We start from the raw sequence: 22313 nt of genomic DNA, 5'->3' as shown, positions 1-22313 counted from the left end.
AAAGTCCCGTCGTCGCCCGGAGGGGCAGACGGGACTTTGACGACAGACCCTAGGGACGGGCCGCCGGGCGACCGGCTCCGCCGAACAGACGCCGGCGAGGCCATGAAGGCCGGACGGATCGGACGGGGAACCGATCGGTGCGTGGAACGTGGCAGGCTGGGCCGGTGAACGACGCCCTCACCGCCGCCTGGCGGCGCGCGGCCGGCCATCAGCGCCGGTTCGACGCCCGCTTCGCCGCCTACTTCGATTCCCTGACCGACCCCGCGGGCAGCCGCTTGGAGATACCGCGGCACGGCACCTTCCCCGCCCGTGCGCTGGAGCTGGTGCGCGAGCTGTCGCTGCGCGGCGGCAAACGGCTGCGCGTGATCCTGCTCCACGAAGCCGCGGCCCTGGTCACCGACGACGAGAGCGTTCCGGGACTGGACGAGGCCGCCATCAGCATCGAGCTGCTGCAGACCCACGGCCTGATCCACGACGACATCATCGACGACGCCCCCACACGCCGCGGCGGCCCCTCCACCTACTACGCCTACCGCCAGGACTTCCCGGACCGGCCCGACACCGCCCTCGCCCTCGCCGTCCTCGCCGGCGACCTGGCCGCCTTCCTCGCCGGCCGCGTCCTGCTCACCGGCACCCTGCCCCCCGACCGCGCCCTGGCCATGGCCGCCGTCCACGCCGACACCGCGGCGGCCACCGTGGCAGGACAACTCCTCGACCTGGAACGCGACTTCCACCCCACGCCCGACCTCGACCTCCTCCACGAGGTCACCGAGTACAAGTCCACCCGCTACTCCATCCTCGCCCCCCTGCGCATGGGACTGCTCGCCGCGGGAGCCGACCTCGCCCCGCACGACGGCGAACTGCGCCGCTACGCGACCGCCCTGGGCATCGCCAACCAGATCCACGACGACTGGCTCGACCTGTTCGGTGACCCGCAATCCCTCGGCAAGCCGGTCGGCTCCGACATCCGTTCCGGCCGCCGCAGCTACGCCGTCCGCGCCCTTGTGGCCGTCTGCGACGAGAGCGAACGCAAGCTGCTGGACGAAGCGCTGGGAGATCCGGGCTGCGACGACGACACCCTCGAACGCCTGCGCGGCATCGCGCGGGCGCACGGTATCGACCGGCAGCTGCGGGCCGACGCCGACCGCTACGCACGCCGGGCCGCGGCCCAGACCACCACGTGGCGGGAGCACTGGCGCCCGGACGCCGTGGCGTTCTTCGAGCACATGCCGGCCTGGAGCGTCACCCGCGACCGATAGCGGGCCTTCCCCGATCCCGCCGCCGGTACGACTGCGGCTCCCCGGTCCTCACATCAGCCGGCCCGGCGGCCGCGCACGGCTCGGGCCCGGTCCCGCAGGCGATGGGGTCCTGCATCAGCCCCGGCCGGCCTTCCACTCGCGGGCGAGCATCGCGTAGACGTACTCACTGCCCCAGCGCACCTCGTCCAGGTCGTTCTCGACGAGGTGCGCCTCCCGGCGCATGCCGAGGCGTTCGCACACCCGTACCGAGCCGGTGTTGAGTACGTCGAGGCGGGCGAAGAGCCGGTGGGCGCCCAATGCGGCGAAAGCCAGCCCGGCGACCGCCCGCGCCGCCTCGGTCGCGTAACCCCGGCCGCCGTACGCGGGGTTGACGGCCCAGCCGATCTCGACCTGGCGAGCCCGCGCGCTCGCGAGTTTCAGGACGACCTCCCCGACGACCTTTCCCTCGTCGGCCGGGCAGACGGCGACCACCAGGTCGTCACCGTCCGCGGCCCATGCCGTTCCGGCCGCGCGCCGTGACACGCTCTGCGCGCACTGCTCACGGGTGAGCGGCTGCCGGTAGAGGTAACGGGCGACCTCGGGGAGGCCCTGGTAGGCGTACAGGTCATCGAGGTCGTCCGGTGTGAACGGACGCAAGAGGAGCCGTTCGGTGCGGAAGGGCAGCGACAGCGTGGTCATCGGTCCGGTGTTCCTCCCCGAGGGCTGTCCGGCACCCCGGGTGACCGGACCGCGGAGCCCTCAACGACTCGTCTTGGAGACAAGGCAGTTCTAGGCGCCTCCCACCGGCAGCGCAACGCAATTTCACGGGCGGCGCAGCGCCTCGGCTTGCGGTCTCCGTCGCTGAGCCGGCAGCTCCGCCCGCTGGAGACGGAGGCCGGCGTGCTCCTGTACGCGCGCTCTCCGGCCGGGACGACGCTCACGGCTACCACGACGCCGTACTGGCCGCCTGCCACGCCGCCGGATGGCGGCCCGCCGTGCGCACCGCGGCTCCGCGCCGGGCGCTGCTGCTGGCGGAGTTGATCTCGGGCGACCCGGTGGTCGCGCTGCGGCCCCGACCCGCCGCGGAGGAGCCGCGACTGGCGTGGCGCCCGCTGGCCCAGGACCCGCCCCGGCTGCGGCTGGCGCTCGCCACGAGTTCCAGACGACCCGTTCCGCCCTCCCCAGCCTCACCGGACGACGCGGGCTTGACCGGCAAGATCCCAAAGAGACGGCCTAGCCCGGCCCGATTGCTCCGCGGGACGGGGGCCACCGGCGGCGGCCCGCCGCTGGATCGGTCCGGCCGCCGCCCGCGTGTTCAGCGAAGGCGCTTCCAGAAGGGCGGGATCTCGCCTTCCCGCCGGTTGGGGTGAGGGGTGACCTCGCGGGGGGTGATCGACCAGGGGCTGTCACACGAGACGACCAGCAGCCTGGCCCCTCGCGTCAGAGCCACCGTGCTCCGTCCCGACTTGTACCCGGTGTACAGAACACGGCGCGAGGCGCTGCGCCGGACGGACTCGAGCCGGAACCAGGCCTCGTCCCTGCTGTTGCGATGCCTGATGGCGAGGTCAATGGCAGGGCCCGCGTACGCCAGGACGTCAGGACCGGTGCCCTCGACGCGTTCGGAGACGTCCCGCAGCACCGAGACCGGGCTCACGGTGACCTTCCACTCGCCCCGCCCCTTCACGCGCAGCCGCAGCGGTCCGTTCCCGTCGTGGTCGACGAGTCCGCGGCCGTTGAAGTCCTCCAGCCAGCTGTGGATGACCGAGGGGGACCTCTCGCTGTTGCGGTGGTTCAGCGCGGTGACGTCGAAGACGCTGTCTCCTACCCGCTCCACGTCGACCACCGCGAACCCGGCCGGTATGGGAACGTCCACCCGGACGATGTCCTCGCCCCTGCCCTCCTGCGAGAAGACGGGGAAGTCCGGGCCGAAGTCGGTGGGGAGCCGGTTCAGTCGCTTCGTGAAGGTGCCCAGCAGTGGCGCGCCGGTCTTGGAAACAGGAGTGCCGGCGGGCAGGGCGAGGGCCGCCTCGGGGACGGCGTCCGTGCCCTCGGCCGAGACCGGCTCCGGAAGCGGTGGGGCGGGCGGGGGAGCCTCGGGCAGCGCGGGCGCGGGGGGCGGCGCGACGGCCGGCTCCGCCTCGGGCTCTTCCTCCTCCACCGTGAACCCGTAGTCGGTGGCCAGCCCCGGAAGCCCGGAGTCGTACCCCTGCCCGACCGCACGGAACTTCCAGCCCCCGTCCCGGCGGTAGAACTCACCCAGTACGTAGGCGGTTTCGGTCGTGGCATCGTCGTCGTCGACCGAGTACACCGCCATCCGCCGGCCCGTCACCGTGCTGACGGCCTCCACGTACAGCCCTGGTACCTCACCGAAGGTCCCGCCCTCTGCGGAGGCCGCGATGACGATCCGTTCCACTTCCGGCTCGACCCGGCCCGGGGCGATCTCCAGCCAGTCCGCCAACCGGCCGTCCTCGCTCCGGGCGTGGCCCAGCAGCGCCACGGCGCTGGCGGCGTGCGAGCGCTGGTTGTAGAAGATCAGGTCACTCCGCCCCCTCACCCTGCCGCTGTCGTCCAGAAGCAGTGCCGCCGGGTCGATCTCCGGCACACCGGGCCCGTCCGCGCCACGGACTACCGCGACCCGCATGGGCTCGCCGGACACGGGCAGATTGCCCCCCTTGATGATCTGCGTCATAACGGCATCGTCGCAGGCCAGTTGCCCTGACGTCGAGCACTTGTTCCCTGCGGGCGGGGAGCACTTCCGTCGTCTCGCTCGGCGACTCCGGCAACATCGTGCGGAAGGGCCCCGGGCCGGGGGCGTTCCAGGGCCCGGGTCAGGCGGGACCCCGAGACCCTGAAGAGCCGTCCTGTGCGCAAGCCCGCCGCGCAATGCCCGGACGGTCGGTAGAGTCCTCGTCAGCCGGAGCGGTCGGGCGCGGACGGGGGAAGCGCATGCCGCGCCCTGCTCGGCGGCGTCGGCGGCTGGGTGGGCTTCACCCCGGACGGCAACGGGCTGCTCGCCATCGACGACGAGGGGAAGGCGATCACGTGGGATCCCCGTACCACGCGGCGCGTCGGACCCGTCTTCGGCGCCTCCCGCAAGGACGTGGACCAGACGGCGACCCGGAGCCGGACCTGCTGCCACGGCTGCCGGGCGGGGTCAGCGGACTCGTCTTCTCCCTGACCGGCGGGGAGCTGGCCTCCGCGGGGGGCTGACGGTTCGGTGCACTTGTGCTGGGCGAGGCCTACACCGCCGGCATGTCGGCGTCCGCGATGGCCCTGGACTTCTTCCCGGACGGGACGGTCCTGGCCGCCGTCGCGGACAAGGGCGTTCACCTGTTCGCGACGGACGACGGCGCGACGCTGGCAGCGCTGCCGCACGAGACCGGGGGTCGTGGGCGGGCGTGCGCTTCAGCGCCGACGGGACTCGGCTGATCAGCGCGTCGGCGGCGAGCGACATCCGTTCCTGGGACGTGTCCCGATGGCGCGCCACGGCTGCCGACCGGCTGTGCGAGCGCCTCGGCGGCCCCATCACCCGCGCCGACTGGAGCGCCCTCGTCCCTGCCCGCTTTCCGTTCCGGAAGCTGTGCACAGGAGACGTGCGGGCGGCTGCCGCTGCCCGCAAGGAGCGGTGAAACGTGTTGCCCCAGGTGCCGTCCGAGCCGTCGGCGTCGCTTCGCGTACAGGCTGCGGGCTCGACCTGGCGGTGCGGGGGAAGGTGCCGGATCGTAGGCTGCCTGCCATGAGTGAGATCAAGACTCCGACGCCCCGTGACGCTTTCGACCTGTTGATATCCGGTAACCAGCGTTTTGTGGCGGGCACTCCTGAGCACCCGAACCAGGACGCCGTCCGCCGCGCCGAGACCGCGCCGTCCCAGCGGCCGTTCGCCGTGCTGTTCGGCTGCTCCGACTCCCGCCTGGCCGCCGAGATCATCTTCGACCGCGGTCTGGGCGACCTGTTCGTGGTCCGCACCGCCGGTCATGTCGCCGGTACCGAGGTCCTCGGCTCCATCGAGTTCGGCGTGAGCGTCCTGAACGCCCCGCTGGTCGTCGTCCTGGGCCACGACTCGTGCGGCGCGGTCGCCGCGGCCTGCTCCGCCCTCCAGGACGGCCAGACGCCGGGCGGCTTCGTCCGGGACGTGGTCGAACGGGTGACCCCGAGCGTGCTGGCCGCCCGCGCCGCCGGACGCGAGAGCGCCGAGGAAATCCTGGCCGAGCACATCGAGCACACCGTGGACCTGCTGCTGGAACGCTCCCGGGTCCTGGCCGAGGCCGTGGCTGCCGGCCGGCTCGGCGTGGTGGGGATGTCCTACCGCCTGGCCGACGGCAGCGCCCAGCTCGTCACCACCCGCGGGCTCGAAGCGGCGGCAACCCCCGCGTCCTGACCGCCCCGGCCGGCTCACACGGCGCCGAGGGCCGCTCCACGTGGTCCCGCGGCGAGGTGGAGCCGGTTCGCGATGGCGAGCCCCAGCCCGTCCCCGGTCGGCAGGTAGGCGACGATGAGGTCACATCCCTGCCGGCCGGGCCGGAGCAGGAAGCCGTACGGGCTGCGCGCGTGGGCGGCCGCCGAGCGGCCTCACCGTAACGGGGCCCGGTCCGCCGGCCGTCGGACGTCCGGGGTCAGGGTGCGTCGCGTCGGGCCAGCATCTGCTGGGCGATCCGGGTCAGGCCGTGGTCCAGTCGGCGGAAGTACGTGGCCCGGCTCAGGTGCACACGGTGTGCCACGCCGACGTGGTCGGACCGGCAGCGTACGTAGTACGCGTCGAGGATCCGGCCCGCCTGGGCGGTGCGCGGGTCGTCGGAGGCCATGAGGTCACCGATCGCGTCCACCAACGACCGCCGAAGCTCCTTCGCGGTCGGGATCACCGTCGAGGCCAGCAGCGCGCTCCGGGCCAGGCGGACGGGGTCGTGAAGGTGTTCCAGCGCCTTGCGGACCTCCGCCACGCACCATCGCAGGTTCGGCGGGAATGGCCCGGTCAGGCCGGTGGCGGCGATCCGGCCCAGCCAGGCGGTCAGGCTGTCCGGTGTGGGAAACGCCAGTTCGTGGACCTCCGCGCACTGCCCGCCGTCGGACGTCTCCTGCCGCGCCGTGCCGATGAGGCCGAAGGCGAGTCGGCGCACCGGTTGCTGGTAGTCGGGGGACGGCGTGGCCACCCCCATCCGCCGCGTCCCGATACCGTTCGTCAGGATCTGGCGCAGCAGTGCGGCATGCGCTTCCGGGTGGCCGTCCTCGCACGCCGCCATTCCCATGAAGGTCCCGCCTGCCGAGGCGGCCAGCCAGTCGGTGTGCTGGCGGGTCACGGGTTCGATCACGGCGACCGAACGGTCGGTGAGCAGCGGGGTGTAGCTCATGCCCAAGGGCCGGTCGTCGTGGTCGCACACCACGCGGAATCCGTCGGGGGTGTGCCGGAGCCAACCGTCGAGCAGCCAGCCGGCGCGGGCGGGAACAGCGTCTTGCGGACGACCGGGTCGTCCGTGAGGTACAGGGAGTGTTCTGCGAGGGCCTGTCGGCGGGTTTGGTCGGCAGTCGCGTCCAGCAGGCGGCGGTCGCGGCCGGCCGCCTGGGTGATCGCGGTACGGTGCGCGACCGGCCGGCGCCAGCGGTACCTGAGGTCGAGTAGGGACCGGTACGGCTGGACCACCGCCGGACCGCACTCGGTGGCCGTGATCAGCGCGAGGTCGGTGAGCGCGGCGAACCAGTCGGGGCCGTCCGGTGGCGCCACCAGTCCGGCCGGCAGTTCCTCGTCCGCGTCGTCGACGTACACGACGGGTCGCGGCCCGTCGGCAGCCTCACGCAGGGCGGCCCTCAGGTCATCCCGACGGGCGCTGATGACGTGTCGTCCTGCCCCTTGTTGGGTAACGCAGGCTCCCATGATGCCCGTTCCACGTCAGGCCCCCCGCCCCTCGGCCACCACCGCATGCGGACCTGCCGGAAGCGGTCCGCAGGGGACGATGCTACGGCGCGGGCAGTGCTGAAGAGGGCATTCCGATCGCTCCGGGAGAGCGTGACCCTCCCGGAGCGAATCGTCGAGATGGGACGTCACTCACCGCAGATGACGACGTAGACACCGTACGGTCGGAGTAGATGATGTACCCGCCGTAGCCGGAATGCCCGCGAGCAGCACCGCACCCAGTCCCAGCGCTCCCCCGACCAGGCCGGCACGCATCCGTCGCATCATGCTTTCCCCTCGCTATCCGTGACACGCGTACGGGTGGGCCTCTGCCCCCTGACGTCAGAGGCGGACACCAACGACGCTACGGGCGCGACCGCCCCCGGAGTCTCACGAACGTCTCAACCGCCCGCGGCAGCACGGATGTCGTCGCGGCGGACGGTGCCACCGCGCTCACTCCTGAGCCGGCTCCTCGCCCTTCTGCGACGAGGCCCAAGGGGCTGAGCGGAGGTCGCACGTGGTACGCCGCTCCCGCACCACCGACGGCCGGCCGGCTGCCTTACCGACCGCGATCATGGAGACGACGGCCCAGCCCGGGTCCGGGCGGAGCGTTTCGGTGAGGGCGTCGAGGTCGAAGGCGCGGAACTGGTGGCAGGCGAGCCCCATGGACTGGGCCTGCACCGTCAGATGGGCCACGGCCTGGCCGAGGTCGTAGTCGGCGAACTCGGAGTAGAGAATGTCCGGGTCGCCGGCGTGCCGGCGGGTGAGCGCGACGATCAGCAGACCCGCGTCCAGGGCCCACCGGGCGGAACTGGGCGCGAGGTGGGGTACCACCCGTTCGTACTCCGGCTCACCGGGCCTGGCCGTCAGGAACCCCCACGGCTGGGAGTTTCCGGCGGAGGGCGCCCACCGGGCCGCCTCGAGCAGCAGGTCGAGGACGTCGTCGTCGACCTTGACGGACGGGTCGAACTCGTACGGGCTGAAGCGGCCCGCCAGCAGCGGATGGACCTGACCGGGCGTAATGAGATCATCGGACACATGGGCGGACAACAGCCCGCCACCGTGATCCATTCCGGCCGGAGCCGGCACAGCCGGAACACGCCTCCCGCCCGGCGCGGCCACGCCCCCGTAGGCACGGAGGGCCCAGCTCATCCGGCCCGAGCGCGACGGGCCAACTGCGCGCTCGGCACCGGCGCGTGAGCGGCCGGGCTTCTGCCCGGGCGAGGACGAACACCTCGTCGCGCCGCTTCAGGTACGCCACTTCACGCGCGCGCCGCTGAAGGCCGCGAGGGCTTCCGCGCCACGCCCCCCGACCTCAGCCCGGCCGGCCCGGCCCGCCTCGCTTCACGACCAGACGGACAGCGCCCTGACGCCGCCGTCCGCGTCCGCCTCTCAGTCGAAGATCTCCAGCACGTCGAGCCAGGAACCGTCGTCCCGACTGGGGCGGGGCCGCATCGGCATCGGATCCGGGTGGCTTTCCGCCGCGGCCCTCGCGCGGACGATGTCCGGCCCGCCGCACGCCGCGACGGCGAAGGCGCCGAGGGCCTCGGCGAACGCGGCCGGGTCGCGGAATTCCACGCCGAAGGCACGGCCGTCCCGCAGCGGCACCCACACCACCCGGTCGCAGCGCCTCCAGTCGGGCACCGGCTGGTCGTCGGCGGTCGACCGCCCCTCCAGCCACAGCCGCGCCACGTGCAGCAGGTTCACCTTCTCCATGGGGATCCGCCTGCGCCGCACCCGCAGCTCATGCGTCGTCAGCGTCACCAAGTGGTCCTTCTTCGGGTACCAGACGACACCGATCCCGAACGGCACCCACAGCAGGACCCCGATCATCGGCAGGACCAGAGCGTCGCCCCATGACCGGAGCAGCCCGCCGTCCAGCAGGTACAGGGCGCCGAACACCGCCACCCATTTCGCCGTCATCCGCCAGAACCCAGTGCCCTGCCGGTACAGGACCCGCCGCTTCCCCGATATCGCCATGCCCGCACGCTATCCCGAACCGCGTGATCAGGAAGGAAGGCCGGGACGAGCTTCACGGCGCCATAGCGCTGAAGGCGCCGGCAAGCGGCCCGGGGGAGAGCAGGGACACTCCCCGCGGAGCCGACCACTCGGCAGCCTGCGGCCGAAGGCGAACAGCAGGAGGTCCAACGACCTGCCGAAGGCCCCCGCGCAGCAGGGCGGCCAGGCCGTCTCGGTGCGGTTCGGTTCGGGCCGAGCCGTGTGATCGTGGCCCGCTGGACGGAATGCCGCTGTTACGCCGAAGCGTCCGCGTGGCGTTCTTCGGAAGTCCCTTCCGGACCGGCTGCCTCTCTTCTCACCTGGGCGAGGCGCTTGTCGTTCAGCACGGGCAGGACCGCGAGGGCAGTGAGCGCCATGGCGGTACCACCGGCGTAGAAGGCGGCAGGGATTCCGAAGAACTTCGCCACCAGGCCGCCGGCTATGCCTCCGACGGTGAAGGCGCCCACGGCGACGGACCGGTAGGCCGCGGTGACGCGGCCCATCAGTTCGTTCGGCACGATCTGCTGTCGGAGCGTGACGACCTGGACGGTCTGGATCAGGACGACGAAGCCGTCCAGCGCCATGAAGGCGACGGTGGCCGCCGGGCTGATCGCCAGTCCCATGCCGACGGTGGATCCGGCCGACAGCAGGTTCGTCACCAGGATCAGCGTGCCCAACGGCATCCGCGCGCCGACCTTGTCGGCCACGAGGCCGCCGATGACCGCTCCGATGGCACCGGCCGCGAGCAGTACGCCGTACCAGCCAGAGCTGACTCCGAGCACGTCCGTGGCAAGGAGTACGAGGATGCCGTAGGTGGCGGCGCTGACGGCATTGCCCATCGCCGCGATGACACTGAGTGACCGCAGCGTCGGCGACGTCCAGTACCACCGCGCGCCGACGGCGATGTCTGCCGCGACGCTCTTCACCGTCAGGGGCTCCGCGGACGGCTCCTGCCGGTGCCCGGTGACCGAGGGGATCAGCGCCAGCAGGCCGACGGCGGCCAGATAGCCGCCGGCTCCGACCACGAACGGGGCTGCGGCCGCGGAGGCGAAGAGGAATCCGCCCATCGGCGGTCCGACGAACTCATTGCAGACGACGAACGTGGTCTGCAGCCGTCCGTTGGCCCGGCCCAGGTCATCCGGTGCTATCAGGGTCGGAAGCCATGCGGACGACGAACTGTCATAGAGCGTCTCGGCCGTCCCGATGGCGAAGAAGACCGCGTAGAGCAGTGGCATGGAGACGGCGTCACCGAGTACCGCCACGGCGAGGGCCGCGAATCCGGCGACCCGGATCCAGTTAGCCGCCTGTGCCACACGCTTTCGATCCAGCCGGTCCGCGAGGGCTCCGGATATGAAGGCCAGGACCAGCCACGGGGCCCTCTGTGCAACGGTGATGCCGGCGATGAGCGCCGGGTCGTGGGTCACTGTGGCCGCGAGGAGGGGCGCCGCGGCCAGGCTCACCCCGTCCGAAAGGTTCGACGTGGCGGTGGCTGCCCACAGCTTCTGGAAGGATCGTCTGCTGGGTGTGGGGTCCATCGTCACTTCTCCTTGGATGAGGCTTCATGAGCCACGACTTCATGAGCCACGGCGGCGGAGCCCTTGGAACGTGACAGGCACGGCTTCCACGATCACGGAGCTCTACGCCCCGTGATCCGAGTGGAAGCCGTGCCTGCCAACGCATCATCGCTGATCCCGCCTGCGCTTGACGAACTGTGCGATAGACCGCAGGCCGGGCCCTCCCTGTGACGCCGGACCGAACCGCCCGGGCTAGACGCCGGACAGCCATCCGGTTTCGGAATCGGCGAGGTCGCGTGCACGCTGCGCCCGCTCCTCGACAAGCCGGCGGAAGCCCGCCACGGCGTACCTTTCGCCGGTGGCTGACTGGCGCCCGCGGATGCCCGCGACGTCGGCCATGAGCTGCTGGGGCTGGGGCTGCCAGCCGACGACCAGAACGCGCAGGCCCAGGTTCTCCGCTCGCCGGTGGAGGGCCAGGAGGTGGAGCAGGCCGTCCACGTCCATGGACTCAGCGTGGTGCAGGTCGACCTTGAGGTCTCGCTCGCCGACGGTGACGTCGTCCAGGGCCCGCTGGAGCGCCGGGCCCGCGCTCTTGTCGAGTGGCCCGGTGACGCTGACGAGGACCGTTCCGTGACGCTCGACGTTCGTGGTGATCAATGCGCTCTCCTCACGCCCGGGGCGCCGGGGCCTCCGGGGCTCCCCATCCTGTCGCGACGTTGCCCGGGACGGCGGCGCGGCTCGCCCTTCGGCGTCAACCTTGCCGGCTACAGATACGGCTACGCCCGTGCCGTGCGGGTGGGCGGCCTTCAGTGGGTGGGGCCCGGGGGCTGGTTGAGGATGTGGCGAAGGTGGAGGAGGGCTGGCAGGTCGGCCATCTGAGCGAAGGTCTTCAGCAGGTCGCTGATGCGCCGGTCATCGCCGTCGCGGACGGCGCGGGCGATTGCGTGGGCCAGGGCCTCGGCGGTGTGCGGCATACCGGCACCCTTACCGGTGTGGTGGGCCTTCACACCTCGGGTCCGCGGGCCAGGGAGATCGGTAGGGCGTTCGGGCCGGGTCTGGCGGGTCAGGTAGCGGTGATGTGGGTGAGGGTGGCGTGGAGTCGGCGGATGGCGCTTTCGGCGTCGGTGTACTCCTGCGGGGACGGTTCGACGGCGCCGAAGGTGGGGCCGTGCTGGTCGGGCAGGGCGCGCCAGTTCAGGACGGGTGTGAGCGCGGTGGTGGCTGCGCCGAGGAACCAGGCGAGGCGTCCGTGGACGTGGGCGAGGGCGATGGCCAGGACGGCGAGCGCTTCGCGCAGGTGTTCCAGCCGGTCGATCGCGGGCAGGGCTCCTTGGGCGGACGGGGCGCTGATGACGGCGTTCAGGTCGGCGGCGGCCTTCGCGGCGATGGTCCGGTCGGCGGTGGTGGGGGCCCAGACGTGGTCGCGGAGCTGCTGTTCGGCTTCCTCGGAAAGGATCTCGATGCTTGTCCGCATGTCCATGTGGTCACCCTAAGGCCGGGGGAGGGGAGTGCGCCGCCACGGACGCCGGGACCGTCGGCGGCGCCCGGGACATGCCGCCGTGTGGCTGTGACCGTGCCAGGTCAGGGTTGGATCTCGGCGAGGAGCATGCGCACGGTGAAGCTGCGCTTCTCGGGCGGGACGGCGGCCGCTTCGATGAACGCCGCTCCGCAGCAATCGGCCCGACCGGGCCGTCGCACACTGGGCCGGTGAACGCATTCGAGGAGTACCTCGCGGACTGGGAGCTCGGCGACGCATGGCGGCCGGTCGTGGAGCGGCTCGCCGAGCGGGTGGCGACGTGGCCGTCCACCGCCCCCGAGCCGGACGACTTCTGCGTGGACGCACCCGTCGACGTGCTGTGGCGCGAGGGAGTGCTCGTCTGGGCCTCGACCGGTACGGACGGCGCCGTATGTCTGGGAGGCCAGTTCGATGCGGCCGGTCTGCGGTGCGGGGCGCTCAACCCGCACAACCCCGGGGACCACCTCGACACGTGGTACGCGGCGGCGCGCCACGGCAGGACGCTGGAGAGCCTGGCCGACGAGTTCCTCGGCTGGATCGCCCGCGAGAACCGGCCAACACCTTCCCGGGGTCCGGGCACGCCGCCTTCGCAAGCGAGATCAACATGACCCGGAGCCGACCGACGAGAGGCGTCGTTCCCCCTCCCGGCAGGAGGAAGAGCGCATCCCTGCATGCTCCTCGCCCGGGCCCGGTACCGTGACCAGGAGACATTTTGGAGGAGTTCATGAGCGCCCAGCCCGAGCACGCGCCCGTACCGCCCCCGGCCCCCGCTCCTACCGCGGCTGCGGAGCTCCTCGTACGGATCCGGGCGGACCGCCGGGCCGCCCAGTGGGTGCCTGCCTTCGAGCGGGACTGGGCCGAGGCCCTGGAGGACTCGCGGCACAGCTACAGCCTCACCCCGCTTCACGAGGTCGTCCGCGGATGGAAGGCCCGCCTGGCGGCCGCCCCGGCCGTCGATGCCTTCATCGCCTCCGGCATGGACGACTCCGACGGCATCGGCCTGGACGACGTCCTGGGCGCACGCCCGTGAGTGCGTGGCCGGCCCGTCTGTCTCCACAGGCCGCGAAGGTGCTCACCGCGCTCCCCGAGCACGCGGTGGAGATCCTCCGCGATGTCCTGGACATCGCCTCCCGCGACCCTTGGTCTTTCCCGGCCTTCGACAGCCGCGACCCCGAAGGAGAGGACGTCCGCTCCGCCTTCGTCGGGCAGCTGACGGCCGTCTACTTCATCAACCGGGCCGGCGGCCGCCTCTATGTCATCGACATCGTCTGGCTCGGCTGAACCTGGGCAGACGTCATGGGCGAAGGGCGCGTGTCGGGGTGGAAGACGGACGGCACCGCCGAGGTTGATTCGAGACTTTGGCCGTGCTCTGCAGACGCAGGTCGCCCGGGCCGCGCTCAAGGCCGCGATCCGCTGACGGCAGGGGCGTCCGCGCCGTGCGGCGGCTCGTGGCCGGAGGGCCGTCGCCCTGGCCGCCCGGACGCCGGCGTCCATCATCGCCCGAGTGGAGCAGGGCGTGGCACGAGCTGTCGCCTGCGGCCTGGGGCCACGGCAGGATCGAGGGCATGCGGTGGCTGAGGATGCGCAAGAAGGGCGAGCGGCAGGAGGCGATGCTGCAGCGCGCCGCTGACGCCGGCGACCTCGACAGCATGGCCAGCCTCGGTGTCCTGCTGGAGGAGCAGGGGGAGGCCGAGGGCGCCCGCACGTGGTACCAGCGTGCTGCCGACGCCGGTCACACCCCCGCCATGTCCAACCTCGGTCTCCTGCTGGAGGAGCAGGGGGAGGTCGAGGAAGCGCGTACCTGGTACGAGCGCGCCGCTGGCGCCGGCCTCCCCACCGCCATGTTCAACCTCGGTCTCCTGCTGAACAAGCAGGGAGATACCGAGGGAGCGCGTACCTGGTACCGGCGCGCCGCCGACGCTGGCGACCCTGAAGCCATGCACAACCTGGGTGTCCTGCTGCTGAGGGAGCAGGACACCGAGGGAGCCCGCGTCTGGTGCGAGCGTGCCGCCGACGCCGGCCACACCGGCGCCATGTGCAACGTCGGAAACCTTCTGAGATTGGAGGGGGACACCGAGGGAGCCCGCGGCTGGTACCAGCGTGCCGCCGACCGCGGCGACTCCGATGCCACGTACAACCTTGGTGTCCTGCTGAGCGAGCAGGGAGACATCGAGGGAGCCCGTACCTGGTATGAGCGTGCCGCGGACGCCGGCGAGCGCGACGCCATGTTCAACCTCGGTGTCCTGCTGGAGCAGCAAGGGGAGGTTGAGGGAGCCCGCGCCTGGTTGCAGCGTGCCGCCGACGCCGGCGTCCCCGAAGCCCTGAACGCCCTCCGTGACCGTGGCGGCGCAGCCGGAGGGGCTTCAGGCTAGACCCGCAGACGACGGCATCCTCCGGGGCACATTCAACAATCCCTTCGCCGACCCAGGCCTCCCCTGGTGGAACCGTCGCACCGGTGTCTGGCTGTCCAGCCCAGGGCGTCACGGGTGCTCGACATGCTTGGGCCTCGGGCGGCTTGCTGGTGGCGCGCGCGAGTGGACGGGCGAGACGGAGTCGGGTGTGCGCGGCCAGACTCCACACGCTGCCCCACCGCCGAATCAGTCGGGCCGTGTCCTCGAACAATGGCCTCGGTGTGGCATCGCGGCATGACCGAGCCGGCCCCTCCCCGGCATTCCTCGCCGACGTGGGACCAGGTGGTCACGCTGCGGGACTTCATCCACGGACGGACCTACGCTGCCGCCGTTCCGACTATCCGCCTCGCCGGAGAACCGCCTCACGCCCCAGGGTCCGCACTGGCGCGTGCCGCGGAGGTCAACGGAACCCTAGCGCGAGGACCCTGAGCCGCAGGCTGGATGAGCGAGCGAGCCCTTGCCGGTCAAGCCCCCCCGAACTGCGAGCACGGCGGTGATGGGAACGCCAGTCCGCGCCGACATCCAAGACCTTCCTCACCCTCGGCCGCGCAACCATCTGCTGACGGCGCCTCAAAAACAGTGCTGATCCGAGCCCTCAGCCCGAACCGGCGACCAGCGCCTCGCCGAGCGGAGTGCGCCGGTAGAGCACCGAGCGTCCGGACCGGGCGCGGACGAGCAGCCCCGCGCCTCGCAGGATGGCGAGGTGGTCACCTACCGCGCCGGGCGCCATGGCGAGGCTTCTTGCGAGGTGGCTGGTACTGGCCGGGGCGTCCAGCGCCAACAGCAGCCGGGCTCGGGCCCGGCCGACCAGGGCGGTCAGCGCGTCCGGTTGGGGGTGGGTCTCCTGTTCGTCCCACAGGGCGGCGGTGCCGCGGGCCGAGTAGATCAAGGTCCTGGGCCAGGGGTCTTCCATGTGGGCGGCGACATGCCCGACGAAGACCGAGGGGATCACCAGGAGCCCGTCGCCGGTGAGGCGGAGTGTTCCGCCTCGGAGGAAGCCGATCTCGATGCCGCCGGCGCGCCAGGCGATGCCCGGGTGCAGGCTCTCGATGGTCGTGGCCCATCCGTGTTCGCCGATCACGCCCACTCGGTGCACGACATCGCGCTCACAGATCGCGCGCAGTTGCGGCCAGTCCGCGGCGAGCAGTTCGTGCCATGCCCGGTCCATCGCCTCGGCGATCCTGGAGACGGCGTCCGGCGAGTCCAGCACCGCACGTACGCGGGGATCACGGGCGGACGGGCCGGTCGCGGTGGTGGCGATTTCGTGGCGGGCCGCTTCCAGCGGTGTGGCCCGGATCGCGGCCAGGTCGTCCGCCCAGGTCTGGTTGAGGCCGCGCGGGGGCGGGGCGACGAAGTTCGGTCCGCCTTGCGGGGTCTGCAGGGCGAGGGCGGCGTCCAGTTCGGTCTCGCGGCGAAGCCGCTCAAAGGCCGGCAGGAGCCGCGTGGCCCAGGCCTGCGGCAGCGGCCGGCCGTGGCCGGCGAGCGAGCGCAGCAGGAAGCAGAGGTCCATCGCGGGCGACAGCGCGAAGCGGCTGCGCAGCAGGTCCTCGACGGAGACTTCGAAACGGAGCACCCTGCCATGCTACCGCCGGACGTCTGCTCCGATTCGTCCAGCGACGAATCATTGGTGAGTGGCGTGGGCGCACGGCGAGGCTACGCGGCATGACCAAAACCGCCGTACCCACGCACGGCAACCACCGTGCCACCTACCGGGAGGTCCTGGCCGAGCCGCGATTCCGGCTGCTCTTCTCGACCCGCACCGTCGCGATCACTGCGGGCTCGCTGCGCATCACCACGTTCTCGGTGCTGGTCTTCGCGACCACCGGCTCCGCGCTGCTCAGCGCACTGGCCTTCGGCATCGGCTTCCTCCCGCAGTTGTTCGGCTCGCTGCTGCTGGGCTCACTGGCCGACCAACTGCCGCCCCGCGCGCTCATCGTCGGCGGCTACGCCTTGGAGTGCGCCGCCGCCCTGCTGCTCGCCCTGGTGCGGATGCCGATCGCGGCAAGCCTCGGCGTCGTGGCGCTGGTCGCCCTCGCCGCACCGGTGTTCGGCGGCGCGTCGAGTCGGCTGGTCGCCCAGTGGCTGGAGGGCGATGCCTATGTACTGGGCCGTTCACTGAACAACATCGCCTCCTCCGGCGCGCAATTGTTCGGTCTGGCGCTGGGAGGTGCGGTCGTCGCGGTACTCGGCCCGCACCGGGCGCTCGCGGTGAGCGCCGCCCTCTACCTCGGCTGCGCGCTCGCTATCCGCATCCGGCTACCCCGGCTGCACTTGGGAGAGTCCGGCGGCACACCCGGCAGCGCTCGGGGCGGTGGCGGGGCCGTCCGGGCAAGCCTGCACGGCGCCGGCCTGCTGCTGCGCGGACAGACGGTACGACGACTGATGCTGGCCCAGTGGCTACCGCCCGCGTTTCTGGCGGGCGCGGAAGGCCTGATCGTCGCCTACGCGGGAGGACGGCACTTCGCGCCCGGCTGGTACGCCGTGCTGATGGGCTGTCTGCCGGTCGGCATGCTTGTCGGTGACCTGCTGGTGGGTCGACTGCTACGGCCGACCAGCCGGGAGCGACTGGTAGTCCCGTTGATCGCGCTGATGGGACTGCCGCTGGTCGGCTTCGCCGCCGAGCCCGGAGTGGGCGTCTCGTCCTGTCTGCTGCTGCTCTGCGGCTTCGGATTCGCCTACGGTCTCGGCCTGCAACGGCCGTTCCTCGACGCCCTGCCGCAGGATGGCCAGGGCCAGGCCTTCGGTCTCCTCGGCTCCGGCAGCATGACGCTGCAGGGCGTGGGGCCGGTCTGCTTCGGCTGGGTGGCCGCGGGGATCGGAACAGGCGGCGCAATCGCCCTGGCAGGCGTCGCGGCGGCGCTCACCGCCGGCTGGGTCCTCACCTGGCACCCGCCCACTTCCCCGGCCCCCGGATCCGTCCCGAACTACTCAACGGAATCAGAGAACGGCACTGAACACGCATGCGTGTAGTTCTTTCGCGCAGTAACCCTCATGGAAGGTTCATGACGCATGATCGATGAATTCGCGAAGGCCAACCTGCACGGCAGACTGCGGCGGGACCGCGAGGCACTGCTCTGGAAACTCGACGGCTTGTCCGAATACGACGTCCGCCGACCTTTGACGGTGACCGGGACCAACCTCCTCGGCCTGGTCAAACACGTGGCCACCGTCGAGGCCAGGTACTTCGGCGAGGTCTTCGACCGGCCCTCCCCGGAACCGCTGCCCCGGTGGCAGGACTCCGACGGCAGCGATCAGTGGGCGACCGAGGACGAGACCCGCGACCAGATCATCGGGTTCTACCGACGCACGTGGGAACACTCGGACGCGACGATCAACGAGCTTCCCCTCGACGCCCCCGGCCACGTGCCGTGGTGGCCGGAGCCTTATCCCAACACGAACCTGTTCGCCATCTTGGTTCACGTCCTCGGCGAGACCATCCGGCATGCCGGGCACGCCGATATCCTGCGCGAGGGCCTCGACGGCCGGACCGGTTTGCGCGCCGAACACGAAACGCAGATCGACGGGGAAGCCCGTGCAGCCCACTGCGCGAAGATCGAGCAGGCCGCCAGGTCGGCCGCACCGATCAAGGCTCAGTCGGACGATCAGGCAGCCTGACGTCAGCTCCCTACCGACCCGACACGTGCGACTTCCGAGCACCCGGCCACCCGAGATGCCCGCGGCACATCGCGGATCCCGGCCCCTGCGCGGATGGGCCACACGCTGCCTTGGGCCACGTTGCGTGCGGTATGCCGGTCAAGCCGAGGAGCTGCGGCCCGCCGAGGAGTGAGGGCGCCGTTTGGGTGTACGAGGGATCGTTTCGCTGCCACTCGTAGGTGTGAGCGGTGGCTGTGCTGGGGCTGAGAGGGCAGAGATCGCCACGTCAGTTGTTCCCACCAGCAGAAAGACATTTTCGATGCGTCTTCGTTCCGCTGTCACGGCCGTTCTCGGTGCGGGGCTGCTTCTTGCTGCCGTCCCCACTTCGGCCGTCGCCGCCACGGGTCAGTTCCGCTACGACTATGTGACTGTGGAGGGCTATGAGGCGTCCGGTTTTCTGAACGCCCCGCGCAGCGGGGAGTGCCTGAACCTTCCCGGCGTCGGCCAGGAGAACCCCGAGCCCGCTCATTCTCCGAAGAACCGTACGGACGCCTGGGCGCGGGTCTTCGTGGACCTGAACTGCGAGGGCCCCTCGTTCGACCTGCGCCCGTACACCGGTGGGGGCTCGGAGCGGTTGAAGGTGCGCTCGGTCGTCTTCAGCTGACCCGATTGCCGGGAAGGCGGTCGCAGGGCCCGCGGGCCCTGCGGCTCCGGGGCCGAACACCACCGGTCACGGGCGGCTGGCGCAGCTGGGCAACCGCTCTACATGCAGCACCTCGGTGACCCCGCGACCACGTCAACAAGATCGCCGCGGCCGTGAGCGGCGACTTCATCCTGGCCAGCCAGCATTGCCCCATGGGCAAGGAGTCCGGACCGTGTTCCTGAACCGCATCCCGTCGGAAACGACCGACCCGGCACCCGCCCGCCTGCACGCCGACGGATATGTTCCGCTGCCCGGTCTGCCATGGCATGCATGGACGACTCACCGCGGCACATGACCACCCTCGGCGGGGGTGACACCCACGGCGTACACACCGACGACTACCCCTACGCACTCGTCCTGTTCCTAGAGGCGCCAGACACACCGGCCGACGGCGGACTCCTTCAATACGTTCCCCACACCTCGGCCCTCGACGTCCTCGACAACGGCCCCGTACACACCCGGCATCACCGAGCCGGTGACGCCTACCTGCTGCGCAGCGACACCACGGCCCATCGCGTCAGCCCCCTGAGCCGTCCCGGCGTACGCCGCACCGTATTGAACTTCGCCTACACCCCCCCCACGGCGCAGCCCTCTGCCATCCCGTCGGCCCGCGAGCTCTACCAGTAGCGGTGTGGTGAGGTCCGCCTGCGCCATGAAGGAGGTCACTCGTACGAAGGCGGATGATCGTTTCTGCGTTCGGACCGCGCCGGCGATCACGGAATGCTCACGGCGCCCTGCCGTCAGCAGGGGAACCTTTCACCTGCACTCGGAGGTGGCCGCTCGTGGCCCTCGTCATCGTCGTTGCCGTCGTCGCCCTGGTCGCAGGCCTCGCCGCCAACCGATGGCTGCGGCCCGGGCTCTGGATCAGCTGGTGGAGACCGCTGAATACGCGCCCGAGGCGCAGCGGTCCTACGCCCGCGCGGTCCGGAAGCAGGAGTGGCCGGCCATGTCCGACGGTCACGGACCGTCGGCGCCCCCTGCTCGCTCGCGACCCTCTTCATCACCGTGATGGCCCTCGGTATCTGCCTGCCGAGGAAGAACAACCGCGGTCAGCTGGTCACTCTGGCGGTGATCACCGCGCTCTTGACGACGATGCTGGTCATCATCCGGGACGTCGACCGGCCTTTCGGCGGCATCATCGACGTGCAGCCGACGGCGATCAGCGAGGTCGAGCGTCAGGCTACGCGCGCTTCCTCGCCCACCACCCGGCCACCCAGCTTCCCTGCGACGACGAGGGCACTCGCCGGGCCGTCTGACGGCGTAACGCGGAGATCAGGTTCCCGAACTGCCGTGGGCTCAGTCCGCTGAACGGGGCTATCCAGGAGGGCTCTGACGCGGTGATCACACCAGCACTGCATGATCATTCCACTGCTTCAGGTCCTGCCTGCTCGAACGCGATGCGGCAGCGTTCAACCTGGTCGGCCACCTGTTCCATGAACCAGCGCATGATCTCGTAGGGCACCACGCGTTCGTCAGGGCTGTAGACACGAACGGTCGGTTCCAGATTCGGGTCCTCGTCTGGGACAAGCGCTACCAGGCAAGCAGGACCGGGAAAATGGGTCACCGCGGCGCCGGGGTTGGCCGGCGCAGGCCGAGCCTCGCTCAGTTCCACGGCCCAGGCGTCGTCCGGCAACGCGTAGTGGAACAGGACGGCGTAGTGACGGCCTGCATGTTCTCGCAGCTCCCATGGCACGCCAGCAGGCTGCCACAGCCGCCGCGCCGGAGTCTCGCGGGCATCCCGCTCTCACCCAGGCGCAACCCAGCCAGCGTTTACGGGACAGGCAGCGCCGACGTGCATGCCTGCATGGAGCGGATCGGCGGACGGATTCTTATCGACGGGGTCGCCGTACGGCCCCGGCATCCGACGATGCCGGCGCACCTGCCCGATCATCGCTGGTGGGCGGCGCTGCCCGGAACCCCCCTGGCTGCGTGCGCCGCCCAGAGCGTGCTTTCCCCGCAAACCGCCAACCCGGGCTAGACTTGCAGAGTTATGCAATTTACTAGTTTTGATATGGCGGGGGTGGTGGTGTGACCGGTTTCGCGGAGGCGGCGTCGGAACGAGTCCGCATGGCGCGGGCTCGCCAGGCGGCAGCGCATGAGGCCGGCGACGCCTTCGAGGAGGCGCAGGCCGCCGAGGAACTGGAGGACGCGCTCCGCGTGGCTCACGATCACGGCGTGGTCACCGGCGTCGAAGGGGAGGAGGGGTCATGACCCCCTATGGCGGCCCCCGCCGGCCAGGGGCCCGGTAGTGGCCCGGCATCCCAGCGGCAAGACCCAGACGCGGTCGGAGAAGTCCCTGGTGCTCTTCGGCCTCGCGGTCGGCTCCTCGCTGTGCGGTGCCGCCCCGCTGGTCGTCAGCGAGCTGTTTACCCATGCCGTACGCCATGCCCAGCAGTCCCCGGACGCCGAGTTCACGCTGACCGCTGCCGATCGGCGGGCCAAGGCGGTCATGGTCCGCTTCATCCCGCCGGAAGGCACCCCGTGACCAGCACCGGCCAAGAGGAGGCACGCATGTACGAGATCACCTACCTGGACGCCGGCACCGAACCGGCCACGCACACGGCGGGCGCGGACGAGATCGGCGACCTCGTGGCCTGGGCGGGTCGTCATGGCGTGAAGGTCCGCGTCCGCCCGTACACCGGCCCGGGCAGTGGGCACGTAGCCGGCGGTGCCGGGGATGGAGGCGAGCGGCTGTGAGGGAGAAGTCCGAGAACGGCGCTGCGACCGAGCACGAGAAGTGGCTGGAGAAGGGTGTCGCGCTGCGCGCCTTCTTCTACATCTTCGGGACGCATCTGTTCGCCGGCTTCGTGTGGCTGCTGTTCTACCTCGGCCGGCACGCCCAGAAGTGAACACGTCGGCCGGGCGCGGGCGGCGGTGGGATTCCCTGCCCCGCCGCGGCCTCCGCCAGATCCGGGTCCGGCGGGCCGAGATGACAGGGAGCGGCCGCCTCCCGGTGTCAGAAGCGCGAGTGAACCCACACTTACGGGAGGCGGCCGCCGTTCGTGGTCCGATGGCGGAGTGCCCTCGGAGCAGCCCTACTGCGGGCCGGTGGCGCGCAGGTCGGCCAGGAGTTCGGCCTGGCCTTGCAGGACGCCGGAGAGGATGCTGCGGGCGACGCGCAGCAGTTCGGCGACCTCGGGGCTGGTGAGCCGGTAGTACACGTTGGAGCCCTCGCGGCGGGTGAGGACGAGGTTGGCCTTGCGCAGGACGGCGAGTTGCTGGGAGAGGCTGGCCGCTTCGATGTCGACCTCGGCCAGCATCTCGGCGACGGCGTGCTCCCGTTCGCTCAGCAGTTCCAGAACGCGGATGCGGACCGGGTGGCCGAGGGTCTTGAAGAACTCCGCCTTGAGCTGGTAGAGCGGCGCCCGCGTATGGGCGGCTTCGCCCGCTTTGCTCGTCACGCGTGTACTGCGCACCTGATCCACCCAACGCTCATCGTCATGGGGACAGCCCTT

29 protein-coding genes and 2 pseudogenes are annotated in these 22313 nt (G+C 71.1%); 16 read left to right on the top strand and 15 right to left on the bottom strand.

Going from position 1 to position 22313, the window contains the following annotated elements:
- Nucleotides 1-164: 164 nt before the first annotated feature.
- A complete protein-coding gene (locus AB0F18_RS20525) occupies nt 165-1259 on the top strand; it encodes a polyprenyl synthetase family protein (protein WP_362062651.1) in 1095 nt (364 codons plus the stop codon).
- A 114-nt stretch (nt 1260-1373) separates the two neighbouring features.
- On the opposite strand, the gene AB0F18_RS20520 is transcribed toward AB0F18_RS20525, so the two are convergent.
- Nucleotides 1374-1937, bottom strand: coding sequence for a GNAT family N-acetyltransferase (locus AB0F18_RS20520; RefSeq protein ID WP_362062649.1), 564 nt, complete (start codon nt 1935-1937; stop codon nt 1374-1376).
- On the opposite strand from AB0F18_RS20520, the gene AB0F18_RS20515 reads away from it, so the two are divergent.
- A complete protein-coding gene (locus tag AB0F18_RS20515; RefSeq protein WP_362062657.1) occupies nt 1848-2279 on the top strand; it encodes a LysR family transcriptional regulator in 432 nt (143 codons plus the stop codon). The genes AB0F18_RS20520 and AB0F18_RS20515 overlap by 90 nt on opposite strands.
- A gap of 274 nt (nt 2280-2553) precedes the next feature.
- Here AB0F18_RS20515 and AB0F18_RS20510 read toward each other — a convergent pair whose 3' ends face one another.
- Complete coding sequence (locus AB0F18_RS20510) at nt 2554-3927, bottom strand: TerD family protein (RefSeq protein WP_362062647.1); 1374 nt, start codon at nt 3925-3927, stop codon at nt 2554-2556.
- Nucleotides 3928-4490: 563 nt separating this feature from the next.
- Between AB0F18_RS20510 and AB0F18_RS20505 the strand changes: the two genes are divergently transcribed.
- Together AB0F18_RS20505 and AB0F18_RS20500 are read left to right on the top strand one after the other, a co-directional pair.
- Nucleotides 4491-4667 (top strand): hypothetical protein, encoded by a 177-nt coding sequence (locus AB0F18_RS20505; protein ID WP_362062645.1) that lies wholly within the window; start codon nt 4491-4493, stop codon nt 4665-4667.
- 307 nt (nt 4668-4974) lie between these two features.
- Nucleotides 4975-5616 (top strand): carbonic anhydrase, encoded by a 642-nt coding sequence (locus AB0F18_RS20500; RefSeq protein ID WP_362062643.1) that lies wholly within the window; start codon nt 4975-4977, stop codon nt 5614-5616.
- A 14-nt stretch (nt 5617-5630) separates the two neighbouring features.
- Here the strand turns inward: AB0F18_RS20500 and AB0F18_RS20495 are convergent.
- The 9 genes and pseudogenes from AB0F18_RS20495 to AB0F18_RS20455 all read right to left on the bottom strand — a co-directional run.
- Nucleotides 5631-5801, bottom strand: a pseudogene (locus AB0F18_RS20495) (translation factor Sua5); the annotation flags it as partial.
- Between the two features lie 50 nt (nt 5802-5851).
- Nucleotides 5852-6583 (bottom strand): hypothetical protein, encoded by a 732-nt coding sequence (locus AB0F18_RS20490; RefSeq protein ID WP_362062641.1) that lies wholly within the window; start codon nt 6581-6583, stop codon nt 5852-5854.
- Nucleotides 6580-6996, bottom strand: a complete 417-nt coding sequence (locus AB0F18_RS20485) for a hypothetical protein (RefSeq protein WP_362062639.1) — start codon at nt 6994-6996, stop codon at nt 6580-6582. The genes AB0F18_RS20490 and AB0F18_RS20485 overlap by 4 nt, the downstream gene beginning before the upstream one ends.
- Nucleotides 6997-7575: 579 nt before the next feature.
- On the bottom strand, nt 7576-8160 hold the full coding sequence (locus AB0F18_RS20480) for a nitroreductase family protein (protein ID WP_362062637.1): 585 nt from the start codon (nt 8158-8160) through the stop codon (nt 7576-7578).
- A gap of 354 nt (nt 8161-8514) precedes the next feature.
- Entirely contained in the window at nt 8515-9102 is a 588-nt protein-coding gene (locus tag AB0F18_RS20475; protein WP_362062635.1) for a hypothetical protein, read from the bottom strand.
- Between the two features lie 272 nt (nt 9103-9374).
- Nucleotides 9375-10655, bottom strand: coding sequence for an MFS transporter (locus AB0F18_RS20470; RefSeq protein ID WP_362062633.1), 1281 nt, complete (start codon nt 10653-10655; stop codon nt 9375-9377).
- A gap of 231 nt (nt 10656-10886) precedes the next feature.
- Complete coding sequence (locus AB0F18_RS20465; RefSeq protein WP_362062631.1) at nt 10887-11291, bottom strand: STAS domain-containing protein; 405 nt, start codon at nt 11289-11291, stop codon at nt 10887-10889.
- Between the two features lie 149 nt (nt 11292-11440).
- Nucleotides 11441-11608 (bottom strand): hypothetical protein, encoded by a 168-nt coding sequence (locus tag AB0F18_RS20460; RefSeq protein ID WP_362062629.1) that lies wholly within the window; start codon nt 11606-11608, stop codon nt 11441-11443.
- Nucleotides 11609-11697: 89 nt separating this feature from the next.
- Nucleotides 11698-12114, bottom strand: coding sequence for a hypothetical protein (locus AB0F18_RS20455; protein ID WP_362062627.1), 417 nt, complete (start codon nt 12112-12114; stop codon nt 11698-11700).
- A gap of 227 nt (nt 12115-12341) precedes the next feature.
- Here AB0F18_RS20455 and AB0F18_RS20450 point away from each other — a divergent pair, with 227 nt between their 5' ends.
- The 4 genes from AB0F18_RS20450 (at nt 12342) to AB0F18_RS20435 (ending at nt 14522) form a co-directional block, all read left to right on the top strand.
- Entirely contained in the window at nt 12342-12758 is a 417-nt protein-coding gene (locus AB0F18_RS20450) for a hypothetical protein (RefSeq protein WP_362062625.1), read from the top strand.
- Between the two features lie 116 nt (nt 12759-12874).
- A complete protein-coding gene (locus tag AB0F18_RS20445) occupies nt 12875-13180 on the top strand; it encodes a DUF6247 family protein (RefSeq protein ID WP_362062624.1) in 306 nt (101 codons plus the stop codon).
- Nucleotides 13177-13431, top strand: a complete 255-nt coding sequence (locus AB0F18_RS20440) for a hypothetical protein (RefSeq protein ID WP_362062622.1) — start codon at nt 13177-13179, stop codon at nt 13429-13431. The genes AB0F18_RS20445 and AB0F18_RS20440 overlap by 4 nt, the downstream gene beginning before the upstream one ends.
- 284 nt (nt 13432-13715) lie before the next feature.
- Nucleotides 13716-14522, top strand: coding sequence for a tetratricopeptide repeat protein (locus tag AB0F18_RS20435; protein ID WP_362062620.1), 807 nt, complete (start codon nt 13716-13718; stop codon nt 14520-14522).
- Between the two features lie 634 nt (nt 14523-15156).
- Here the strand turns inward: AB0F18_RS20435 and AB0F18_RS20430 are convergent.
- Nucleotides 15157-16134 (bottom strand): winged helix-turn-helix domain-containing protein, encoded by a 978-nt coding sequence (locus tag AB0F18_RS20430; RefSeq protein WP_362062618.1) that lies wholly within the window; start codon nt 16132-16134, stop codon nt 15157-15159.
- A gap of 89 nt (nt 16135-16223) precedes the next feature.
- Between AB0F18_RS20430 and AB0F18_RS20425 the strand changes: the two genes are divergently transcribed.
- The 4 genes from AB0F18_RS20425 to AB0F18_RS20410 all read left to right on the top strand — a co-directional run bounded on the left by AB0F18_RS20425 (nt 16224) and on the right by AB0F18_RS20410 (nt 19485).
- Nucleotides 16224-17531 carry an MFS transporter gene (locus tag AB0F18_RS20425; protein WP_362062616.1) on the top strand — a complete coding sequence of 436 codons (1308 nt, stop codon included), beginning with the start codon at nt 16224-16226 and terminating at the stop codon, nt 17529-17531.
- Nucleotides 17532-17570: 39 nt separating this feature from the next.
- On the top strand, nt 17571-18176 hold the full coding sequence (locus AB0F18_RS20420; RefSeq protein ID WP_362062614.1) for a DinB family protein: 606 nt from the start codon (nt 17571-17573) through the stop codon (nt 18174-18176).
- Between the two features lie 298 nt (nt 18177-18474).
- Nucleotides 18475-18819, top strand: coding sequence for a hypothetical protein (locus AB0F18_RS20415; protein WP_362062612.1), 345 nt, complete (start codon nt 18475-18477; stop codon nt 18817-18819).
- Nucleotides 18820-19128: 309 nt separating this feature from the next.
- Nucleotides 19129-19485, top strand: coding sequence for a hypothetical protein (locus AB0F18_RS20410; protein ID WP_362062610.1), 357 nt, complete (start codon nt 19129-19131; stop codon nt 19483-19485).
- 619 nt (nt 19486-20104) lie between these two features.
- Here the strand turns inward: AB0F18_RS20410 and AB0F18_RS20405 are convergent.
- Together AB0F18_RS20405 and AB0F18_RS20400 are read right to left on the bottom strand one after the other, a co-directional pair.
- Nucleotides 20105-20203: pseudogene (locus AB0F18_RS20405) on the bottom strand (IS5/IS1182 family transposase); the annotation flags it as partial.
- Nucleotides 20204-20218: 15 nt separating this feature from the next.
- Complete coding sequence (locus tag AB0F18_RS20400; RefSeq protein WP_362062608.1) at nt 20219-20551, bottom strand: hypothetical protein; 333 nt, start codon at nt 20549-20551, stop codon at nt 20219-20221.
- Between the two features lie 335 nt (nt 20552-20886).
- Between AB0F18_RS20400 and AB0F18_RS20395 the strand changes: the two genes are divergently transcribed.
- From AB0F18_RS20395 to AB0F18_RS20380, 4 genes are read left to right on the top strand one after another with little or no spacing between them, the layout of a single operon-like run.
- On the top strand, nt 20887-21069 hold the full coding sequence (locus tag AB0F18_RS20395) for a hypothetical protein (RefSeq protein ID WP_362062606.1): 183 nt from the start codon (nt 20887-20889) through the stop codon (nt 21067-21069).
- Nucleotides 21070-21106: 37 nt separating this feature from the next.
- Complete coding sequence (locus tag AB0F18_RS20390; RefSeq protein ID WP_362062604.1) at nt 21107-21343, top strand: hypothetical protein; 237 nt, start codon at nt 21107-21109, stop codon at nt 21341-21343.
- 26 nt (nt 21344-21369) lie between these two features.
- On the top strand, nt 21370-21555 hold the full coding sequence (locus AB0F18_RS20385; protein WP_362062602.1) for a hypothetical protein: 186 nt from the start codon (nt 21370-21372) through the stop codon (nt 21553-21555).
- The gene (locus AB0F18_RS20380) at nt 21552-21707 is read left to right on the top strand and encodes a DUF6126 family protein (RefSeq protein ID WP_362062599.1); all 156 of its coding nucleotides are present in this window, start codon (nt 21552-21554) and stop codon (nt 21705-21707) included. Before AB0F18_RS20385 ends, AB0F18_RS20380 begins: the two co-directional genes overlap by 4 nt.
- A 186-nt stretch (nt 21708-21893) precedes the next feature.
- Here the strand turns inward: AB0F18_RS20380 and AB0F18_RS20375 are convergent, their stop codons facing one another.
- A complete protein-coding gene (locus AB0F18_RS20375; protein WP_362062596.1) occupies nt 21894-22259 on the bottom strand; it encodes a metalloregulator ArsR/SmtB family transcription factor in 366 nt (121 codons plus the stop codon).
- Nucleotides 22260-22313 lie beyond the last annotated feature (54 nt).

Origin of the sequence: Streptomyces sp. NPDC029216, from assembly GCF_040648015.1 — a bacterium.
In the GTDB taxonomy this organism is placed as follows: Bacteria; Actinomycetota; Actinomycetes; order Streptomycetales; family Streptomycetaceae; genus Streptomyces.
Note: the sequence above shows the minus strand (reverse complement) of the source record. Positions and strands in the feature narration are given on the sequence as shown.